Source organism: Corynebacterium cystitidis (genome assembly GCF_900187295.1).
GTDB classification, from domain to species: Bacteria; Actinomycetota; Actinomycetes; order Mycobacteriales; family Mycobacteriaceae; genus Corynebacterium; species Corynebacterium cystitidis.
Genome location: NZ_LT906473.1, coordinates 1,809,325 through 1,827,757, shown reverse-complemented (window position 1 = coordinate 1,827,757; position 18,433 = coordinate 1,809,325). Strand labels below are relative to the sequence as shown.

Here is an 18,433-nt window from a genome sequence, read left to right as displayed (position 1 = left end):
CGGTTTTCCGAGTCGTGGCGTACCTCCTTGCAGATACGCTTCATCGGTTCTGTCATTATTGCGGCAGCCATCGTGATGATGGTGTTGGCTTTCGCCCTGTCTACAGTGGTCACCCAACGTTTGGTCGCCACAAAGATTGACGTGGCGGATAGCCAGATTGACCGCGCGCGGACTACCGTTGAGCAGCAGATCAACGCCACCGGTTCGTCGACAAGCACCCAAGTCAGATTGAACTCTGCCCGGGCCTCCCTCACCAGTCAAACCCAGAACACAGCGGAAACCCCGGCGGTGTTCGAGCCGGTGCTCGTTGTTGAAGGGGCTGGAGGGGACATGACGACGAGCCCCGAGGGCTACCGGATTCCGCAGAATCTGCGCAATTTCGTGTCGCAGGGTCAGGTGTCGTACCAGTTTGCTCCGATGGAGCGTTCCGACGGCACCTCGTTTAACGCGCTGATTATCGGTACGCCGACAGATGCAGACATCCAAAACCTGCAGGTGTACCTGGTGTTGTCGATGGAGTCTGAGGAATCCACGATGGCGCTGATGCGTGGCCTGTTAGCTACTGCGGCGCTGGTGGTCATTGTGCTGCTGGTGGGGATTGCCTGGTTGGCCAGCCAGCAGATTACTGGGCCGATTCGCTCGGCGTCGCGTATTGCGGAACGTTTGGCGTCTGGGCATTTGCGTGAGCGCATGGCGGTGGAAGGCGAAGATGAGATGGCCCGCCTCGCGTTATCTTTTAACAACATGGCTGACAAACTATCCAGCCAAATTCACCAGCTGGAGGAGTACGGTGACCTGCAACGGCAGTTCACCTCTGATGTCTCCCACGAGCTGCGTACGCCGCTGACCACCGTGCGCATGGCCGCCGACATGATCGCCGCCGAGGAAGATTCGCTGGAACCCCACACCAAGCGCGCCAGCCAATTGATGATCCGTGAGCTTGACCGCTTCGAGGCGCTGCTGGGCGACTTGCTGGAGATTTCGCGTCATGACGCCGGCGTGGCCGATTTGGCTGTCACGAACATTCAGGCGCAGGCCCCGCTGGAATCCGCTTGGGAGCAAACCAAACACCTGGCCGACGAGTTGGACGTGGAGGTCAACTTCGACGTCCCAGACGAACCGGTGGACATGGAAGGCGATGCCCGGAGAATTGAGCGGATTTTGCGCAACCTGCTTGCTAATGCGTTGGACCACTCGGAGGGCAACCCGGTGGATGTCCGACTGGTGGATAACGATGAGGCCGTGGTGTTCACTGTGACCGACCACGGGGTGGGGTTAAAACCTGGGCAGGAAGAGTTAGTGTTTAACCGGTTCTGGCGTGCTGACGCCTCCCGAAAACGACATTCAGGTGGCACTGGTTTAGGTCTTGCGATCGCGCGCGAGGACGCTATTTTGCATAAGGGCATCCTTGATGCAGGCGGGACCGCGGGCGTAGGCTCGCAGTTCCGGTTGGTGCTACCGAAGAATTCGGAGGCGGGCTTTAGCCGCGCACCCCTGGAGCTGACCCCACCTGTCGGTCCTACTTTGGAGGCGACACCATGACCATGACCATGACCATGAGACAGCGTGCGCAAAAGATCAAGAAACAGTACAGGAATTCGCGTGGTAGGCACCAGCGTAGGCTTCTGGCTCTCGCCGTTGTGAGCGTAGCTACGTTGACTCTGGGTTCGTGTACGAGGGTTCCTACGAGCACCGAGCCGCAAGCGCTGCGCCCCTTTGATCGCACGATCGCCGAGGAGGATCTTCATAAGCCACAGCCTGGGCTGGAGCCAGACTTATTGCTGCGTGATTTTTACGCAGCTTCAGCAATCCCTGCGGGAGACTACTCGGCAGCACGAAACTATCTCACACGAGAAGCCGCTGAGGCGTGGGATCCGCATGATTCCATGTTAATCGTCGACCGGATTGATCTGACGACGCAACCGGGCGGTAATGCCCAACGGCGGAGTTTGACGGTGCGCGGCGAGGTGATCGGTTCGCTAGAAGAGGGGGGATCCTATGTCCCCCAAAACGGTGTATATGAGGCGACCGTCCAGTTGGAACAGGTCAGCGGGGAGTGGCGGATCGCGTCGCTGCCAGCAGGGGTGATCATGGAGCGCACCGAGCTCAGCAATCAGTACAACCCGCACAGCATCTACTTCCTCGATGCCTCCGGTGAGACGTTAGTGCCGGACCGCAGATGGGTGTATACCGGCACTGACTCCCTCGACTCCGTGTTATTGAGTTTGTTAGCGGCCGGGCCTACTGATCGATTGGCACCGGCGATCTCTTCGGAGTTTCCGAAGGAGGCGGCCTATATCGGCAAGACAGATGGGGTCTACGAGTTCTCCGGGCTTTCCAACATGGACCGGGAACGACGCACAACATTTGCCGCCCAGGTGGTGTGGACATTAGCGCGTGCCGGGATCAGCGGCCCCTACCGCATCCTGGCGGACGGGGCACCGTTGCTTGACGTCGACGCCCTCACCCCAGATGACTTCGCTGCGATGAACCCTCAGGTCACCAACCAGGATGTGACCGAGCTCTACGCGTTGACAGACTCGCGCCTGTACTCAGTGGACAACGAAGAGGCCACTGTGGTGGACGGCCCGCTGGGGGAAGCCGGCAACGTCTCTTCTCTCGACGTCACAGCCAGCGGATATGTCGCAGCGGTGCTCAATGTGCCGGACGATGAAGGCCAAGCTTTTTCTGTAGGCGGCATTATTCACCCGCAAACCGAGGTACTGCGCGCAGCAACCATCACTCGTCCGAGCTTCGAGTTGGATGACAATGTCGCATGGGTGGCCATCGACGGCCACCGCGTGATCCGGGCGGTGCGCTCCACTGCGTCGGGAGAGGTTGTCAGCAACGAGGTGGGGACGGCCTTCCTCGACGACATTGATGGTGAGATCTCCGTGCTGCGTCTGTCACGTTCCGGGGCGCGCGTAGCCATGATTATTGACGGGCGACTGTATACCGGCATCGTGGAGCGTACATCGGCGGGCGAACGCAGCATAGTCAATGTGCTTGAGTACGCGACGGATTACGGTGGTTCGATCATCTCGGTGGACTGGAAGGAAGATGGTGCACTGATCGTCGGAACGTCTGTACCGGATGCGCCGGTGTTACGCGTTGAACAGGATGGCTCCGCGGTGACCACCCTGTCAACCGGTAATATCAACGCGCCCGTGGTGATGGTGGCAGCAAGCCCCACCATGATCTACGCCACTGACGCAAACGCCATTCTGCAACTACCCACCCAGGGCAATGAGTACCCGAACTGGCGTGAGGTCCCCGGCCTCCAGGGCATGCGTGCCGCCCCAGTGGTGGCTAAATAGTGCTGTGTGGGAACTTCTGCTGCCGCGACATTGCGCGGGATGCGGCACCCCAGGCCAGCATCTGTGCCAACACTGCCGCACCGAATTGTCGCGGCCGCCACAGCGCGTGGTGCCACGTGTGAGTCCCCATGTCCCGGTTTTTGCTTTGGGTACGTACTCTGGGGCGCACCGTCGGGTGATCTTGGCAATGAAAGAACGAAACAATCTTGCGGTGCGGGGCCATGTGGGAGCTGTGCTGCGCGCTGGGCTTGAATACCTCGAGGCCAGGGGGGAGATCACTCCGCCTGTGGTGGTGGTTCCGGCTCCAACGAGGCGCTCGTCGGCACGCGCGCGTGGAGGCGACCCTGTCACAGCGATCTGTAAGGCGTCCGGTTATCCGATGGTGCGCGCGGTGTACAGCGATGAGGCAGCGGCTGACCAGTCGGAGTTGAGCGCGGCCGAGCGGCGCAAAAATCTCGCCGGCAGCGTACGCATCAGTGCGGTGCCACGCGGCGATGTGGTGCTAGTCGACGACGTTGTCACAACGGGGGCAACGTTGCAGGCGACTGCCGAAGCGCTGCTTACACGCGGTGTGTCCGTGGTGGCCGCGGTGGTTGTTGCTGCGGCGTAGATATTAAACCGGGGGGTTTCCGCCAGCGTGGTTATGACCAGCTGTATGATGGGAGGTACAACCAGTCCCCACCGAGTAGGGAGGAAGCAGATGACCACTGCAGAAAACAACGAAGTTTTAAGCCCCGATGCGCAGGTGACCATCACCGGCCGTAACGTCGAGGTTCCAGAACACTTCCAGGAACGTGTGAACAAGAAGCTCGCCCGGATTGAGAAGCTTGATCCAACTTTGACCTTCTTCCACGTCGAACTGCAGCACGAGCCAAACCCACGTCGTGAAGCTCACTCGGACCGAATCCAGATTACCGCAACCGGCAAGGGCCACATCGCCCGCGCTGAAGCCAAGGAAGACAGCTTCTACGCTGCGCTCGAAACTGCGTTGGCGAAAATGGAGCGTTCCCTGCGTAAGGTGAAAGTTCGCCGTAATACCGCAAAGTCCGGTCACCGCGCACCGAAGTCCACCGGACAAGTTGCCGCAGAGCTGGTTGCCGAGGCAGAAGAAGCAAAGGCGCAGCAGTCCGGCCAGTATGACGCAGACCCCTACGCGGGCACCGTCGAGGACGTTGAGCCGGGCCACATCGTGCGTACCAAGGAGCACTCCGCCACCCCCATCAGCGTTGATCAGGCGCTGAGCGAGATGGAGCTGGTGGGCCACGACTTCTACCTCTTCGTCAACGAGGAAACGGGTCGCCCATCCGTGGTATACCGTCGCCACGCATTCGACTATGGTTTGATCTCTCTGGTGCCTGAAGACGAGGCCTAGACGAGCGCTTAACGACGCTGCCCCTGCCGGATTCGGTAGGGGCAGCGTCGTTAAGCGCGCACCCGCTGCGCCACCGGTGCCCATATCAGCACTTGTGAGTGGGGCGAGCGTACAATAGCGGGTTGATACTAGAATTTTTTCCCACGATCGAAGGACAAAACACGTGTTTGGACTGTCCAAGCTGCTCCGGGCCGGTGAAGGCCGTACGGTTAAGCGTCTGAAAAAGATTGCCGAAGATGTCATCGCTCTCGAGGACGAATACGGCAAGCTCAGCGATGATCAGCTCAAGGCCAAAACAGATGAATTTAAGAAGCAATTAGCTGATGGCGCCAGCTTGGACGAAATCCTCCTGGACGCGTTCGCAACCGCTCGTGAAGCTGCGTGGCGCGTGTTGGGGCAGAAACCCTACCTCGTTCAAGTCATGGGTGGTGCTGCCCTACACTTCGGCAATGTTGCAGAGATGAAAACCGGTGAAGGCAAGACGCTGACCTCCGTGCTGGCAGCGTACTTAAATGGCCTTGAAGGTAAGGGCGTGCACATCGTCACCGTGAATGATTACCTGGCCAAGCGTGACGCGGAGATGATGGGCCGTGTCCACCGTTTCCTGGGCCTCGAAGTGGGCGTGATCCTCAGCGAGATGCGCCCGCCGGAGCGCAAGAAAGCGTACGCGGCGGACATTACGTACGGGACCAACAATGAGCTGGGTTTCGATTACCTGCGTGATAACATGACCCGCTCACTGAGTGACATGGTGCAGCGTGGCCACAACTTCGCCATCGTGGACGAGGTGGACTCGATTCTGATCGACGAGGCACGTACTCCACTGATTATCTCGGGGCCTGTCGACGGGTCGAGCCAGTTTTACAACGTGTTCTCACAGTTGGCGCCACGCATGCGCGCGGGCATCCACTACGAGGTAGACCAGCGCAAGCGCACCATCGGTGTCAATGAGGAGGGCGTGGAATTTGTTGAGGACCAGTTAGGCATTGACAACCTTTATGCGCCGGAGAACTCGCAGCTGGTCAGCTACTTGAACAACGCCATTAAAGCAAAAGAGCTGTTTGAGCGAGACAAGGATTATATCGTCCGCCAAGGCGAGGTCATGATCGTCGACGGCTTCACAGGCCGTGTTTTGCCGGGGCGTCGTTATAACGAGGGCATGCACCAGGCGATCGAGGCTAAAGAGGGCGTGGAGATCAAGAACGAGAACCAGACCCTGGCCACAGTGACCCTGCAGAACTACTTCCGCATGTACGACAAGCTGGCGGGCATGACGGGTACCGCCGAGACTGAGGCGGCTGAGTTGCACTCGATTTACGGTCTGGATGTGGTGGCGATTCCGACCAACCGGCCCAACCAGCGCATTGACCGCGATGACCTGATCTACAAGACACAGGAAGCAAAGTTCGCGGCTGTTGCCGACGACATTGCCGAGCATGTGGAAAAGGGCCAGCCAGTGCTGGTGGGTACCACCTCGGTGGAGCGTTCCGAGTACTTGAGCCAGTTACTGACCAAGAAGGGCATCAAGCATAACGTACTCAACGCAAAACAGCACGAGGAAGAAGGCCGCATCATCGCGGAGGCGGGTCTGCCGAAGCAGGTCACGGTGTCCACAAACATGGCTGGACGTGGTACTGACATTGTGCTCGGAGGAAACCCCGAGGTGCTGCTCGACCACCGCCTGCGCAGCGAGGGCCTCGACCCATTCGATGACGATGAACGTTACCAGCAGGCGTGGGATGAGCAGCTGCCGAAGGCGAGGGAACGCTCGAAGAAGCTAGGTGATGAGGTCCGCGAAGCCGGAGGCCTCTACGTGCTGGGTACGGAGCGCCACGAGTCTCGCCGAATTGACAACCAGCTGCGAGGCCGTTCCGGCCGCCAGGGTGACCCAGGCGAGACCCGGTTCTACCTGTCCATGCGTGATGATCTGATGGTACGTTTCGTAGGCCAGTCCATGGAGAACATGATGAACCGGCTTAACGTACCAGACGATGTCCCCATCGAAGCGAAGATGGTGTCAAACTCCATCAAGGGTGCCCAGGCGCAGGTGGAGAACCAGAACTTCGAGATGCGTAAAAACGTGCTCAAGTACGACGAGGTGCTCAACGAGCAACGCAAGGTGGTCTACCGTGAGCGCCGCGAGATCCTGGAATCGAAAGACATCAAAGACCAAGTGCGCCGCATGATCGATGAGACCGTGGGCGCCTACGTCGACGGCGCTACCTACGAAGGCTACGTCGAGGACTGGGACCTCGACGAATTATGGAACGCGCTTGATGGCCTGTATGGCCCAACCTTCAGCCCCCAGGAGCTGATCGACGGTTCTGAGTATGGTTCCCCAGGAGAGCTCACCGCAGCCCAGTTGCGCACGGCGCTTATCGACGACGCAAACAAGGCGTACGACGACCTCGAAGCCAACGTGAGTGCCATCGGCGGTGATGCCCAGATGCGCAACATCGAGCGCATGGTGATCCTGCCGATCATTGACACGAAGTGGCGCGAGCACCTCTACGAAATGGACTACCTCAAAGAGGGGATTGGTCTGCGCGCCATGGCGCAGCGCGACCCCCTGGTGGAATACCAGAAGGAAGGCGGCGACATGTTCCACGCCATGAACGATGCCGTCAAGGAAGAGACCGTGCGTCAACTGTTCATGCTGCGCAAGCAGTTCGCGCCGGAAGAGCAAGCTGACGATACTACCGTGACTGAGGCTTAAAGCACCCGGAAACTGGTGAGCCGTCCGCGTTCAATGCGGGCGGCATAACCATATCTACGTCCCGCAGACACGGCAGTACCAAAGATTTCGCCGTCGGCACGCACATGGCAAGACTCCAGGTTAACCGGGCCGCGTCTATTGATGGTGCGGCGTTGTCTGTCCACATGATTAAGTACTGTGCGGCTAAAGCGGGTACGCTGCAGCGCCTGGATCTGGCGAATGCCGAAGGTAGCATCCAAAGCCACCTTGACCAGGGGTGCGGCAGAACCACGCGGGATGGCAGGTGGGGCCACAGAAGCCGTGGTGGCAGCGTCGTTACGCGCGCTATGTGTGTTTGTGCTTGGACGCTCTGGGACGAGCACGTGCAAAAACGTATGTCCGGGTACGGGGTACAACATGAGATATGCCTCCTCGATGAGGGATTCGGGAGGACAGATACGACGTGGGCTAGGTATCATTGTGGCACGACACGCACGATCGCGCTAGGCGCGAGGGAAGTGCGAGAACAAATACCAAGTAGAGGAAGAATTTTATGCGAGGACTCGTTGTGGATTATGTCGGCGTACTCGACGCCGATGAGGAAGATCAGCGCCGTTGGCAGGCGCTGCTCGCCGCGGTACGTGAGGCAGAGATTGCTACTGCGGTGCTCTCCAACGATCCCGGCGGAGACGGCGCCGACCCAATCCGCGAATGGGAATTCCGCGGCCACGTTGATGCTGTTTTGCTGTCCGGCGAGATCGGTTATGAGAAGCCAGAGCGCGCCGCGTTTCAGGCCGCCGCGGATGCATTGGATGTGTCGCTGGTGGACCTAGTGCTTATCGACGACAACATCTTAAATGTTCGTGCAGCGGTGGAAAACGGGATGATTGGGATCTTGCACACCAGCTTTGATCGCACCGCGGTAGAGATCCAGTCCCTATTCAACATTGAGGGCGAATTCTAGTGCGCGTCTACATCCCTGCGACGTTTGCCATGCTGGAAACCCTCGAGCAGTCTGGTGAGCTGCCGGTGCGGTCTGGGTGGGGGTTTGCAGCCACGCCGGAGTTAACGGAGTTTTTCACCTCGGGCGACCAGGAAGAAATCGAGATGGTGGCGTTCGACGACGCGGCTTTGGCCTCGATCCGGCTGCTGGCCATTGGCGATGAGGAGAAATTTCCGCACCGTCGCGTAGTAGTCTCTGTTGATGTAGACGCGGAAGGCCACCCGGAGATGGGGGAGTCCGTGGTGAAGGTGGCGGGCCCGGTGCAACTGGAGGACGTGGCGGCGATCCACGTGGACCTGGAAGAGGCAGAAGAAGCCACGGCCGCAGCGATTGACCAGATTGACGCCGCAGACTTGGGCGATCAAGACGCCGAGCTGGCTATTGGCGATGCGCAGGATTATTATTTGGCGTTTTATGACCCGTCCGAGCTGCCCTTTTTGGTGGAGCTGCTATAGCATTGCGGGCTGCTGTTGGGAAGGGTGAATCACACAGCCGGCTAGCCCTCCTGGAGATCTTTGACTTCCCACTCGTTGTTAGTACGCAGCGCTGCTAGCAGGTTGCGTACAGCCATAGCGCGGCGAGAGGTGGCAGTGTCGGCAGTGTTGGCAGTGTCGGGGCGGAGTTTGTCCCAGGCGCATTCAGGGTCGGCCGGGGGGCCAGCGTGAGTACATCCGCGGGGGCAGTCCCCGGAGATCTCATCGAGGTCTTCGAAAACGGCGACGATATCATCGGGGGAGACGTGCGCCAGACCAAAGGAGCGTATACCTGGGGTGTCGATGATCCAACCCCCTTCAGGCAGCGGTAGCGCAACCGATTGAGTGGAGGTGTGCCGCCCTTTACCCACACCGGAAACGTCGCCGGTTTCGCGGTCCGCGTCTGGCACTAGGCGGTTAACCAGGGTGGATTTACCCACCCCGGAGTGGCCGATCAATGCGGAGACGCGGCCGTCGATACGCTCGTGCAGCTCAGAAAGGTCATCGTCGATGCCGGTGGTGAGCACGTCTACGTCGAGCTCGGCGAACTCGGCGGCAAACGCGGCTGGGTCAGCCAAATCAGATTTGGTCAGGCACACCACAGGCTCGATCCCGCCGACAAACGCCGCGATGAGAGCACGTTCAACAAAACCGGTGCGCGGTGGGGGATCGGCCACCGCCGAGACAATCAGCAGGACCTCGGCGTTGGCCACCACGATGCGCTCATACGGGTCGGTGTCATCAGCGGTGCGACGCAACACACTGGTGCGTTCCTCGCGCTTGACGATGCGCGCCAGGGTGTCCTTCTTCCCCGAGGTGTCGCCGACCACTCCGACGCGGTCCCCAACTTCGATAGAGGTACGCCTCATCTCGCGGGCGCGCATGCAATTGACTAGCGTGCCTGCGCCCGCGCCGACGTTGCCAGCTTCGCCGGAATCCAAGACGACACCCCAGCGGCCCCGGTCCTTGGTGACTACCATTCCGAACTCGGCGTCGTCATGCTTCGGCCGGTCTTTGGTGCGGGGACGCGAGCCTTTGCCGGGGCGGACCCGCACATCTGATTCGTCGTAATAGCGCCTAGCCACGGAGCATGTCCGCCCACATGTGCTCGAACCCTGGCAGGGTCTTGGAGGTAGTGCCGATATTTTCCACCTCCACACCGGGCACCACGGTGCCGATAATGGCGCCGGCGGTGGCCATGCGGTGATCGTCGTAGGAGTGCCACACTCCCCCGCTCAGGGGCGCAGGTGTGATGCGGAGACCGTCGGCAAGCTCCTCACAGGTGCCGCCGAGATTGTTGATCTCGCGGGTCAACGCCGCGAGGCGGTCAGTCTCGTGGCCGCGGAGGTGCGCGATGCCAGTTAGCTCCGACGGGCTGTGAGCCAGGGCAGCCAGCGCGGCGACAGTGGGGGTGAGCTCGCCGATATCACTCATGTCCAGGCAGATCCCCTGTAGGCTGCCGCGCTGTGGGCCACGCACCTCCAGGGTGTGGGTGGCGCCGTCGGCGTGCAGCGTGACTTCGCAGCCCATGCGGGCGAGGATGTCGCGGATGACATCACCTGGCTGGGTGGTATCAACTGGCCAATGCGGAATGCGCACCACCCCAGCGGTGATCGCCGCGGCAGCCAGGAAGGGGGTGGCGTTAGACAGGTCTGGTTCGATCCGCCAGGTCCGTCCCTGGATCTCGCCGGGCTTCACGGTCCACTCGTTTTCGCTGGTGGTGACTTCCACGCCGGCCTTGCGCAGCATGTCCACGGTCATCTCGATGTGTGGCATGGATGGCAGCGTAGTACCGGTGTGGCGGACAGTTAGCCCACGATCAAAACGTGCGCCCGCCAGCAACAGGCCGGAGACGAACTGGGAGGAGCCAGACGCATCAATGTCGACGTGGCCGCCGTCGGCACGCCCTTTGCCATGCACCGTGAATGGCAGGCTGTCGCCGGCGATATCAACGCCGAGTTCTCGTAGACCGTTGAGGATTTCGCCCATGGGGCGCTTGCGGGCGTAAGCGTCGCCGTCGAAAAGGACCCGCCCGGTGGCAAACGCTGCGACGGCGGGGGCAAACCGCATGACGGTGCCTGCTAAACCACAGTCGATCTCGCCGCCGGTGAGTTCGCCGGGGGTGACGGCGATTTCGTCGCCTGTGTGGGCGAAGCTCACCCCCATGGCTGCCATGGCGGATTCCATGAGGTCCGTATCACGCGAGCGCAGCGCACCGACCAGCTTGGAGGGGTAGGCAGCTAGCGCGGCGAGGATGTACGCGCGGTTGGTGATGGATTTGGACCCCGGCACTATTTGGGTGTGTGCGACGGGGCCTTCAGCGACGGGAACGGGCCAGAGATCGGTCATGGAGTCCATAATAGAGGTATGTGTGGACGATTCGTACTCTTTACCACAGGCGATGATCTGCTCGCCGAGATCGGTGGCTTGCCCGGCGTGCGCGAGGTGCACGCCCCGGACGGTCTGCCGGGCCCGCGATATAATGTGGCACCCACCCAGGTGGTGCCGATTGTGCGTTTCGACAATAGCGACAGTAGCGACACTAGCGACACTAGCCTGGCCCAGGTTGATCCCGCACGCTGGGGGTTGCTGCCGCATTGGAAGAAGGACGACTCCGGCCCGCCACTGTTCAACGCGCGCGGGGAGACGGTGGCGGAGAAGCCGTCGTTTCGTGCGGCGTTTCAATCCCGGCGCAGCATCATGGTGCTTGATGGCTACTACGAGTGGCACGAGAAGCAGCCGTACTATGTGCGCCGGCCTGAGGGTTTGCTGTACGCAGCAGGTGTGTGGGACAGCGGTGGTGGCGAGGACGCGGGCTTATCGACGACTATGGTCACCACTGGTTCTCACGGAGGGATTGAGTGGTTGCACCATCGCCTGCCACTGTTCTTGTGTGAAGATGACATCGCGCAGTGGGTGCATGGCAGCCCCGAGCAGGCACAGGAACTCATTCGGCCAAGTGTGCTTGCCGACGAGCTGATCTGGCAGGAAGCCGACCCAGCGGTTGGCAACGTGCGCCATGATTATGAAGGGCTCATGGCGGATTCGACCACGTTGTTTTAGAGTTGGTCGTCGTGAAGCGCGCGGAAAGCGGGTGTTGAACTGTTCTGACACGCGTAGCCTACAATGGCCGATATGTCGCAGACCGATCTTTCTGAACGCTTCACTGATGAGGCCATGCCGCTTCTTGACCAGTTGTATGGCGGTGCGCTGCGCATGACTCGGAACCCGCAGGACGCTGAAGACTTGGTGCAGGAGACGTATCTGAAGGCGTTTAACGCGTTCGAAAGTTTCAAGCCGGGTACCAACCTCAAGGCGTGGATGTACCGCATTATGACGAATACGTATATTAATTCGTACCGGAAGATGAAGCGCCGCCCGTTGGAGACCTCGGCGGATGAGATGACGGATCGGCAGTTGTACACCACTAGTTCGCATGATTCGACTGGGTTGCAGTCTGCTGAGGTTGAGGCGCTGCAGAATATGCCGAATTCGCAGATTACTGATGCGCTGAACTCGTTGTCCGACGATTATCGCATGGTGGTTTACCTGGCTGATGTGGAGGGGTTTGCGTATAAGGAGATCGCCGAGATCATGAATATTCCGGTGGGTACGGTGATGAGCCGGCTGCACCGGGGAAGAAAACAGTTGCGTGGTTTGTTGAAGGATGTGGCAGCCGAAAAAGGCATCGGGTTGGGCCATCCCGACATGCAGGATGGACAGCAGGAAGGAACCGAGTAGATGAGCACGCAGGAGCACAACGAAGAATGCTGCATGGGCTGCGGGGAGGCGCAATCCCTGCTGTGTGAGCTTCTCGACGCGGACACCACCGACGCGCGCGCCGAGGAAATTAAACGGTTGATCTCTCGCTGCCCGGAGTGTTTCGAGCAGTTGAAGTCAGAGCGTGCTGTGCGGGAATTGGTGCGTAGATGCTCTGGGTGTGAGCCAGCACCGGAGACGTTGCGCAGCCGCATCATTGCGCGGATCTCTGTGACGTACACGGAGATGCGGTTTCAGTAGGAGTCGGGTGCTTTTTGCTCTCGGTTTTTCTCTCGACGCGGGGCGTCTCGACGAACAGCAGCACCCCTCCTTGCCGGGGCTAGGTGGGGTGCTGTTTTGTTTGTGATGCTGTTCTTATGAGTTTGGGCGCTTGCCGCGGTTTGCACTCTTCTTGCGGCGATCCTTACGCTTCCGACCACGCTTTGACATGTGCGGGCCTCCTTTATCTATTGTCAGTGGTTAGTTACTTACCCACTGACTTTAGTGTTCGGTCTCGCCGGTGGGAAATTCGGGTCTGGTTACCTGTGCTCAGTATCGTTGCTGGTGCTTAAGCGGTGACGCGTGCGCGACGGCCACGTGCCTTGTTGCGACGTTTCAGAGCGCGACGCTCTTCTTCAGACAAGCCACCCCACACACCGGCGTCCTGGCCGGTTTCGAGTGCCCACTTCAGGCACATGGAGGTGACTGGGCAGCGGTTGCAGACCAGCTTGGCCTGTGCGATTTGGGACAGTGCAGGGCCGGAATTTCCGACAGGGAAGAATAGTTCTGGGTCTTCGTCTCGGCAGATAGCTTCGTGGCGCCAATCCATGGTGATATGCTCCTTAAAAGTTATTGAACAGCGGTTGTGTGTACACCACTAGCAGCCTCCCGTGGGAAACTGTTGCACAGTGTTGTTGTGCTAGGTGGTGGGACGGCAGTCCTGCGGTGGTTCCGAGGCCCATCATCTTTACCTAGTGTTAACTCCGTGGTGGCTTGAAGTTAATGGCCGATTCATCAGCCGGTTGTTTTTGCTACCCGAGAATCATGACATGTAATCAAGTTTCCCGCTAGGGGTAACGTCCGATTTGTTGCCAAGATCACAATATTTCCGGTCTGGAATTCTAATTACTTGGGTGGTAAAAACCATCTTCCGATTTCCCTCTGGTGGCGTGAGCAGGCAAGATCGTCGTTAAGTGCTTGAAGAGTACTTTTGCAAAAAGGTCAAATTTCCTAGAGCTCTCCCACTATCTGTACGGGTGGGGAATTGGTGCGTAACCGGCTGTGTGATAATGCTGACGATGGATTAACCGGTGTGTTGCCGTGGCGTCATGTACTGCGTCTTCATGTGAGAACTAAGGGGCAGGCTAGACTGGGGACTCGTGACGAACATTGAAGAGATCCATGATCCCGAAGATTCCCGCCCGCCTGCGCCGCTGCGTTTTTCTGCGTTAGTGGCGATCGTGCAGGCAACTGTTGCGATCGTGTTCGGTGCAGTACTGGCCGTGCGCGACTTGGTGGGGAAGAACGACCCGTCTGTGGTATCGGACAGTGTGAACGCTCAATACATCGGTATCGGTACCGCAGTCTTCATCTGGATCGTGTTCGGGATTGTTTTGGCAGGTGCGATCGCGCTGCTGAGAGGCGCCACATGGGGCCGTGGCCCGATGGTGTACATGCAGCTGCTACTCATTGCCATCGCCTTTTTCATGTTCCAGGGCGGAGCAATAGTGCTTGGAATAGTGACTGCGCTGTCCGTCGTGCTAATTCTGGTGGGCGCTTTTCACCCGCAGGCGACGGCGTGGGTGGCTACGCGTTACGGGCGCTAAGGAAGACTAGTTGGGACCCTCGCTTTTCGACGAGTGATTCGCCCGCCACAGCGAGTGCAACGTTTCCTATATGGCCACCACGGTCGACGGGGATCGTCTTTTCAATTTCTTGCGTGTTCCAATTCGCAACCGCGATTCCATCCTCGATGGGGTAGAGCAGGCGATTGGCTATTGCAACGCCAGTACCTAAGGCCCCCTCGTAGATGGTGGTGACAGCCAGCGTGTCCGGGTCGAGCAACATGAGCCGAGATCCATCGAAGTACGACATGTGGTGAGGTAGATCTGCCACCACTGGCTTGTAGGGTGCAGGAACCTGCTCCATCGGTTGGACGTTGGAGCGCGAGACTTCCACCCCGTCACTATCGATACCAATGACCTCGGACGTCGTCGGATCATATACTGCGGCCGCAGTTTGTCCGATGCTCACCAAAATGGATACTGGCGAGACCTGTGTGTTTGCCATAATCTCGGGTTCGCGGGAGTCCTCCGGGGTGGTGTCCTGCAGCCGCAGCCAAGTCTCTTCCCCACAGATTTCTGTCACGGCGAGCAACGAGGTACGCGTTAGCGCCGAGGTAATGGTGCAGTTTGGGTTGGGTTGCATATCGGCTTCCTGCGGGGCCTCTACCGTTCCGTACTCTACCGTGCGCACCAGATCGTTGCGCCACAATTCCACACGCGGAGCACCTACTGTGCCAACTCGATCATTCGACGAGATGCTTACTACCTCATCGGGTGCAGGAGCAGACCTGGTACCTGCATATTCTCCGGAGGTGGAGTCAATCGCCACCACGTCACCACAGCCCAGGTTGGTGCGGTATGTGGCTACCGCCTTGCCCCACGCAGCTGCCAGGGCACATAGGTCTGCAACACGTTCGTAGGCCCATAATTCGGATCCATCGGGAGCGTATCCAGTGATGCGGTGCTCACCAGCTGCTATTGTGATGCCTTCCGAGGTCACTGGTGTGAGCGAGGGGGAGTGATCGTCGGCACGCGCGATCTCGGTGAACGCCGAAGGGATCTCGGTAAGGTGCGATTCAGCAACGAATTCCTCGGCCGCAGGTGTCAGTTCAGAGGAGCGGATCGGTGCGCTGAACAACGCGATGGTCACTGCAACAACAGTGATCAGGGAGATCACCCCGGTGGCAATGAGATCGCCTCGGGAGCGTTGGAGCGGTGGTGCCATTTAGCGGCGACCCCGCGAGTTTCGCGTCGAACGTGCAGCTGAGCGGCCGCGCGAACCAGCCCGCGAACCTGCTCGCGAACCTGCTCGCGAACCTCTGCGTACTCCGCCGCGTGAGTCTCCGCGTGACCTGTCGTTCGAGCCCCGACGGGTACGCGCAGACGGTACGCCAAGCACTTTCTTTGGATCACCGACGCGTGACGACGCATTCTCGGGGATGTCCAAAGCTTCATAGAGTTCGGGGGAGTTGCTGAACCACTCAGGGGGAGTCGGCTGTTCAAGCCCGAGATCAGCATTAATGGCGCTCCACTTATGCATCTCGTCATAACCAACCAGTGTCACCGCGGTGCCGGAATTGCCGGCGCGACCGGTGCGCCCAATGCGGTGAACATATGTCATCGGATCATCTGGGGTTTGGTAGTTGATCACGTGGGTTACGTCATCGACGTCAATGCCGCGCGCAGCAACATCGGTGGCAACCAGGATTTCTATCGAACCGTCGCGGAAGGCGTTGAGGGAACGCTCTCGCGCCTCTTGGCCCAAGTCGCCGTGGACAGAGCCGACGGAGAAGCCGCGCTGAGCTAAGTCATCTGCGACATCGGCAGCGGAGCGCTTAGTGCGTGTGAAGATGATGGTGCGCCCGCGGCCTTCGGCCTGCAAGATCTTCGCTGTCACTTCGCCCTTATCCATCCTGTGCGACTGGAAAACCACTTGCTTCGTTGTGGAGTGCGTGGCCCCTGCGCTGGCGGCTTCGGCGCGGATGTGTACGGGTTTGTGCATGAAGGTCCGCGCCAGCGTGAGAATCGGTCCAGGCATGGTCGCGGAGAATAGCATCGTTTGGTGCTGGTGGGTGAGCGCGGCGAGAATCTTTTCAATATCGGGGAGGAATCCAAGATCCAGCATTTCGTCGGCCTCATCGAGGACGAGGACGGCCACCTTTTCGAGGGTGAGATTGCCACGCTCGTAGAGATCAAGCAGGCGCCCTGGGGTGCCCACAACCACGTCAACTCCGTTAGCTAAGGCGGAGATTTGTTCCTCGTAGGGGCGACCACCGTAGATGGTGTAGACGCTGACGGGAAGGTGTGTCGCCGCCTTGTCTAGATCATCGCCAACCTGCACTGCCAGTTCGCGGGTGGGCACCACAATCAGAGCACGAGGGGTGCCGTCCAACTCCTCAATGTCCGCATCGTCAAAAACACGGTCGAGCAGGGGAACACCGAACGCTAGCGTCTTGCCCATGCCGGTGCGTGCTTGGCCAATTAGATCTGTCCCATCAAGGGCAAGCGGGAGGGTCAGTTCCTGGATGGAAAAGGTATGCGTAATGCCGTGGGCGGCCAACGCATCAGTGATCTCGGCTGCCACGCCGAGCTCAGCGAACGACGGGGTGGTGGAATTCTGGTTCACAACATCGGAGGACACGCCCTCAGTCTAGCGGACCTGATTACAATGGAATCACTACCGTGCATGGCGCGGAGTGAACGCATATTTTTGGGGCGAGTGGTTCTGCTCGCTTGGAGATTGTTTTACGGTTGAATGCACAAAGAAAAGGACAGTGAATTTTCACATTATGGATATCAAAATTGGACTTGCAGAAAGCCCACGCGAACTTGTTGTTTCCAGTAAGTCGGAGCAAGACGATGTAGTTGGCCAGATCGCCCACGCCATCGAATCGAATCAGCCGACGGTCACCCTGGAGGACTCGAAGGGGCGCAAGTTTGTCATTCGCACTGACCGCATTTCCTACGTCGAGGTTGGCCAGAGCGCTTCACACACAGTGGGCTTTGCCGGGTAATGCGCTAAGTTAAGACCCATTATGTCCGACCATGTAGATCGCGCAGATTCAAGAGTTCGCGCAGATTCAAGAGTTTCGGTGGATCCGGTGAAGCAGCCAGCACGGCGAAGTGGGAAGGGCGATTCTTTCTTTGTCCGTTTCGCCAGTGAATGGGGATGGCGCGCCTACGCCATCCCTGTGTTAGCTGTAATCACTGTTTTTGTGGTCATCGACATTGCTCGCAGCCCTACTGAGCCAAGTTTGCAGTCGAGCGGGGCGTCCGTAGAGACGACACAGATGCACCAGGTTGATGAAAAGCCTGAGATGAAGCAGGGTCCAGACCCAGCGAAGAGTCCGCTGGTGGACCTCGAACTTACTGATCTTCCCCCTGGTGGCCCCTATACCGAGAAGGGTGAGGGTACCTATCGTGTTGTCGGTCAGCCAGGAATGACGGCGGGGGAGGGCACTGAAATCACGATGAGATTTGTGGTCGAGGTGGAAAATGGGGTGGATACTGCTGCTTATGGTGGTGATGATGCGTTTGCCGCACTTGTCGACGCGACGTTGTCTGACCCGCGTGGATGGACGAATGATCCCCGTTACCGCTTTGAACATGTCGGCCCTGAGGATGATCCGGATATGCATATCCAACTGACAAGTGTGGGCACGACTGCTCAAATGTGTGGCGCGGATCTTGAGATGGAGACAAGCTGCCGAACCACTGTTGGCGGTGGAAATACGGTGGTTGTCAATGAGGCTCGCTGGGTGCGTGGCGCTACTCCGTTTCAGGGTGATGTGGGGGCGTACCGCCAGTACTTGGTCAATCATGAAGTAGGTCATGGCCTGGGGTATGCCTTGCATGAACCGTGTGGTCGTGATGGTGCTCTTGCGCCCATTATGATGCAGCAGACATTGAGCTTAAATAACGGAGAGCTTTATGCCATTGATCCGACTGAGGTGTACCCCGACAACTCGGATACGTGCCGTGCCAACCCGTGGCCATTTCCGCGCCCCGGGGTTTTGTAGTCTGCCACGAG

The 18,433-nt window shown here is 59.1% G+C and carries 21 protein-coding genes; 13 read left to right on the top strand and 8 right to left on the bottom strand.

What is annotated here, in order from left to right; translation table 11 throughout:
- The first annotated feature begins 27 nt into the window (after positions 1–27).
- The gene (gene mtrB, locus CKV99_RS08605; RefSeq protein WP_092255843.1) at positions 28–1,542 is read left to right on the top strand and encodes an MtrAB system histidine kinase MtrB; all 1,515 of its coding nucleotides are present in this window, start codon (positions 28–30) and stop codon (positions 1,540–1,542) included.
- The gene (gene lpqB / locus CKV99_RS08600) at positions 1,539–3,317 is read left to right on the top strand and encodes an MtrAB system accessory lipoprotein LpqB (RefSeq protein ID WP_231909993.1); all 1,779 of its coding nucleotides are present in this window, start codon (positions 1,539–1,541) and stop codon (positions 3,315–3,317) included. The genes mtrB and lpqB overlap by 4 nt, the downstream gene beginning before the upstream one ends.
- On the opposite strand, the gene CKV99_RS14790 is transcribed toward lpqB, so the two are convergent.
- Positions 3,310–3,447: a hypothetical protein gene (locus CKV99_RS14790; protein WP_177178077.1), complete on the bottom strand. Its 138-nt coding sequence runs from the start codon at positions 3,445–3,447 to the stop codon at positions 3,310–3,312. The two genes, lpqB and CKV99_RS14790, sit on opposite strands and share 8 nt — an antisense overlap.
- 57 nt (positions 3,448–3,504) lie before the next feature.
- Here CKV99_RS14790 and CKV99_RS14785 point away from each other — a divergent pair, with 57 nt between their 5' ends.
- From CKV99_RS14785 to secA, 3 genes are all read left to right on the top strand, one after another.
- Positions 3,505–3,927: a phosphoribosyltransferase family protein gene (locus CKV99_RS14785; protein ID WP_231909992.1), complete on the top strand. Its 423-nt coding sequence runs from the start codon at positions 3,505–3,507 to the stop codon at positions 3,925–3,927.
- A 90-nt stretch (positions 3,928–4,017) separates the two neighbouring features.
- A complete protein-coding gene (gene hpf / locus CKV99_RS08590) occupies positions 4,018–4,689 on the top strand; it encodes a ribosome hibernation-promoting factor, HPF/YfiA family (RefSeq protein WP_092255840.1) in 672 nt (223 codons plus the stop codon).
- A 163-nt stretch (positions 4,690–4,852) separates the two neighbouring features.
- Complete coding sequence (secA, locus tag CKV99_RS08585) at positions 4,853–7,405, top strand: preprotein translocase subunit SecA (protein WP_092255836.1); 2,553 nt, start codon at positions 4,853–4,855, stop codon at positions 7,403–7,405.
- Here secA and CKV99_RS08580 read toward each other — a convergent pair.
- Positions 7,402–7,803, bottom strand: a complete 402-nt coding sequence (locus CKV99_RS08580; RefSeq protein WP_092255833.1) for a hypothetical protein — start codon at positions 7,801–7,803, stop codon at positions 7,402–7,404. The genes secA and CKV99_RS08580 overlap by 4 nt on opposite strands.
- A gap of 134 nt (positions 7,804–7,937) precedes the next feature.
- Between CKV99_RS08580 and CKV99_RS08575 the strand changes: the two genes are divergently transcribed.
- Entirely contained in the window at positions 7,938–8,348 is a 411-nt protein-coding gene (locus tag CKV99_RS08575) for an HAD family hydrolase (protein ID WP_092255830.1), read from the top strand.
- Positions 8,348–8,842, top strand: coding sequence for a DUF6912 family protein (locus CKV99_RS08570; protein ID WP_177178078.1), 495 nt, complete (start codon positions 8,348–8,350; stop codon positions 8,840–8,842). Before CKV99_RS08575 ends, CKV99_RS08570 begins: the two co-directional genes overlap by 1 nt.
- Before the next feature lie 41 nt (positions 8,843–8,883).
- Here the strand turns inward: CKV99_RS08570 and rsgA are convergent, their stop codons facing one another.
- Entirely contained in the window at positions 8,884–9,945 is a 1,062-nt protein-coding gene (rsgA, locus tag CKV99_RS08565; RefSeq protein ID WP_092255827.1) for a ribosome small subunit-dependent GTPase A, read from the bottom strand.
- Positions 9,938–11,209: a 3-phosphoshikimate 1-carboxyvinyltransferase gene (gene aroA / locus CKV99_RS08560; RefSeq protein ID WP_231909991.1), complete on the bottom strand. Its 1,272-nt coding sequence runs from the start codon at positions 11,207–11,209 to the stop codon at positions 9,938–9,940. The genes rsgA and aroA overlap by 8 nt, the downstream gene beginning before the upstream one ends.
- Before the next feature lie 18 nt (positions 11,210–11,227).
- Here aroA and CKV99_RS08555 point away from each other — a divergent pair, with 18 nt between their 5' ends.
- From CKV99_RS08555 to CKV99_RS08545, 3 genes are all read left to right on the top strand, one after another.
- Positions 11,228–11,923 carry an SOS response-associated peptidase gene (locus CKV99_RS08555; protein ID WP_092255822.1) on the top strand — a complete coding sequence of 232 codons (696 nt, stop codon included), beginning with the start codon at positions 11,228–11,230 and terminating at the stop codon, positions 11,921–11,923.
- A 72-nt stretch (positions 11,924–11,995) separates the two neighbouring features.
- On the top strand, positions 11,996–12,601 hold the full coding sequence (locus CKV99_RS08550; RefSeq protein ID WP_269457266.1) for a sigma-70 family RNA polymerase sigma factor: 606 nt from the start codon (positions 11,996–11,998) through the stop codon (positions 12,599–12,601).
- A complete protein-coding gene (locus CKV99_RS08545; protein WP_092255816.1) occupies positions 12,602–12,880 on the top strand; it encodes a mycothiol system anti-sigma-R factor in 279 nt (92 codons plus the stop codon).
- A gap of 114 nt (positions 12,881–12,994) precedes the next feature.
- Here CKV99_RS08545 and CKV99_RS15115 read toward each other — a convergent pair whose 3' ends face one another.
- Positions 12,995–13,069, bottom strand: a complete 75-nt coding sequence (locus tag CKV99_RS15115; RefSeq protein ID WP_095066802.1) for a 50S ribosomal protein bL37 — start codon at positions 13,067–13,069, stop codon at positions 12,995–12,997.
- A 118-nt stretch (positions 13,070–13,187) separates the two neighbouring features.
- Positions 13,188–13,448, bottom strand: a complete 261-nt coding sequence (locus CKV99_RS08540) for a WhiB family transcriptional regulator (protein ID WP_018296155.1) — start codon at positions 13,446–13,448, stop codon at positions 13,188–13,190.
- 550 nt (positions 13,449–13,998) lie between these two features.
- Between CKV99_RS08540 and CKV99_RS08535 the strand changes: the two genes are divergently transcribed.
- Positions 13,999–14,445 carry a hypothetical protein gene (locus tag CKV99_RS08535; protein WP_092255811.1) on the top strand — a complete coding sequence of 149 codons (447 nt, stop codon included), beginning with the start codon at positions 13,999–14,001 and terminating at the stop codon, positions 14,443–14,445.
- Here the strand turns inward: CKV99_RS08535 and CKV99_RS08530 are convergent.
- Positions 14,426–15,628, bottom strand: a complete 1,203-nt coding sequence (locus CKV99_RS08530) for an Rv3212 family protein (protein ID WP_092255808.1) — start codon at positions 15,626–15,628, stop codon at positions 14,426–14,428. The genes CKV99_RS08535 and CKV99_RS08530 overlap by 20 nt on opposite strands.
- Positions 15,629–17,029, bottom strand: a complete 1,401-nt coding sequence (locus tag CKV99_RS08525) for a DEAD/DEAH box helicase (protein WP_092256705.1) — start codon at positions 17,027–17,029, stop codon at positions 15,629–15,631.
- Positions 17,030–17,192: 163 nt separating this feature from the next.
- Between CKV99_RS08525 and CKV99_RS08520 the strand changes: the two genes are divergently transcribed.
- Positions 17,193–17,417, top strand: a complete 225-nt coding sequence (locus CKV99_RS08520; RefSeq protein WP_092256702.1) for a DUF3107 domain-containing protein — start codon at positions 17,193–17,195, stop codon at positions 17,415–17,417.
- 87 nt (positions 17,418–17,504) lie between these two features.
- Positions 17,505–18,422, top strand: a complete 918-nt coding sequence (locus CKV99_RS08515) for a DUF3152 domain-containing protein (RefSeq protein ID WP_231909990.1) — start codon at positions 17,505–17,507, stop codon at positions 18,420–18,422.
- Positions 18,423–18,433 lie beyond the last annotated feature (11 nt).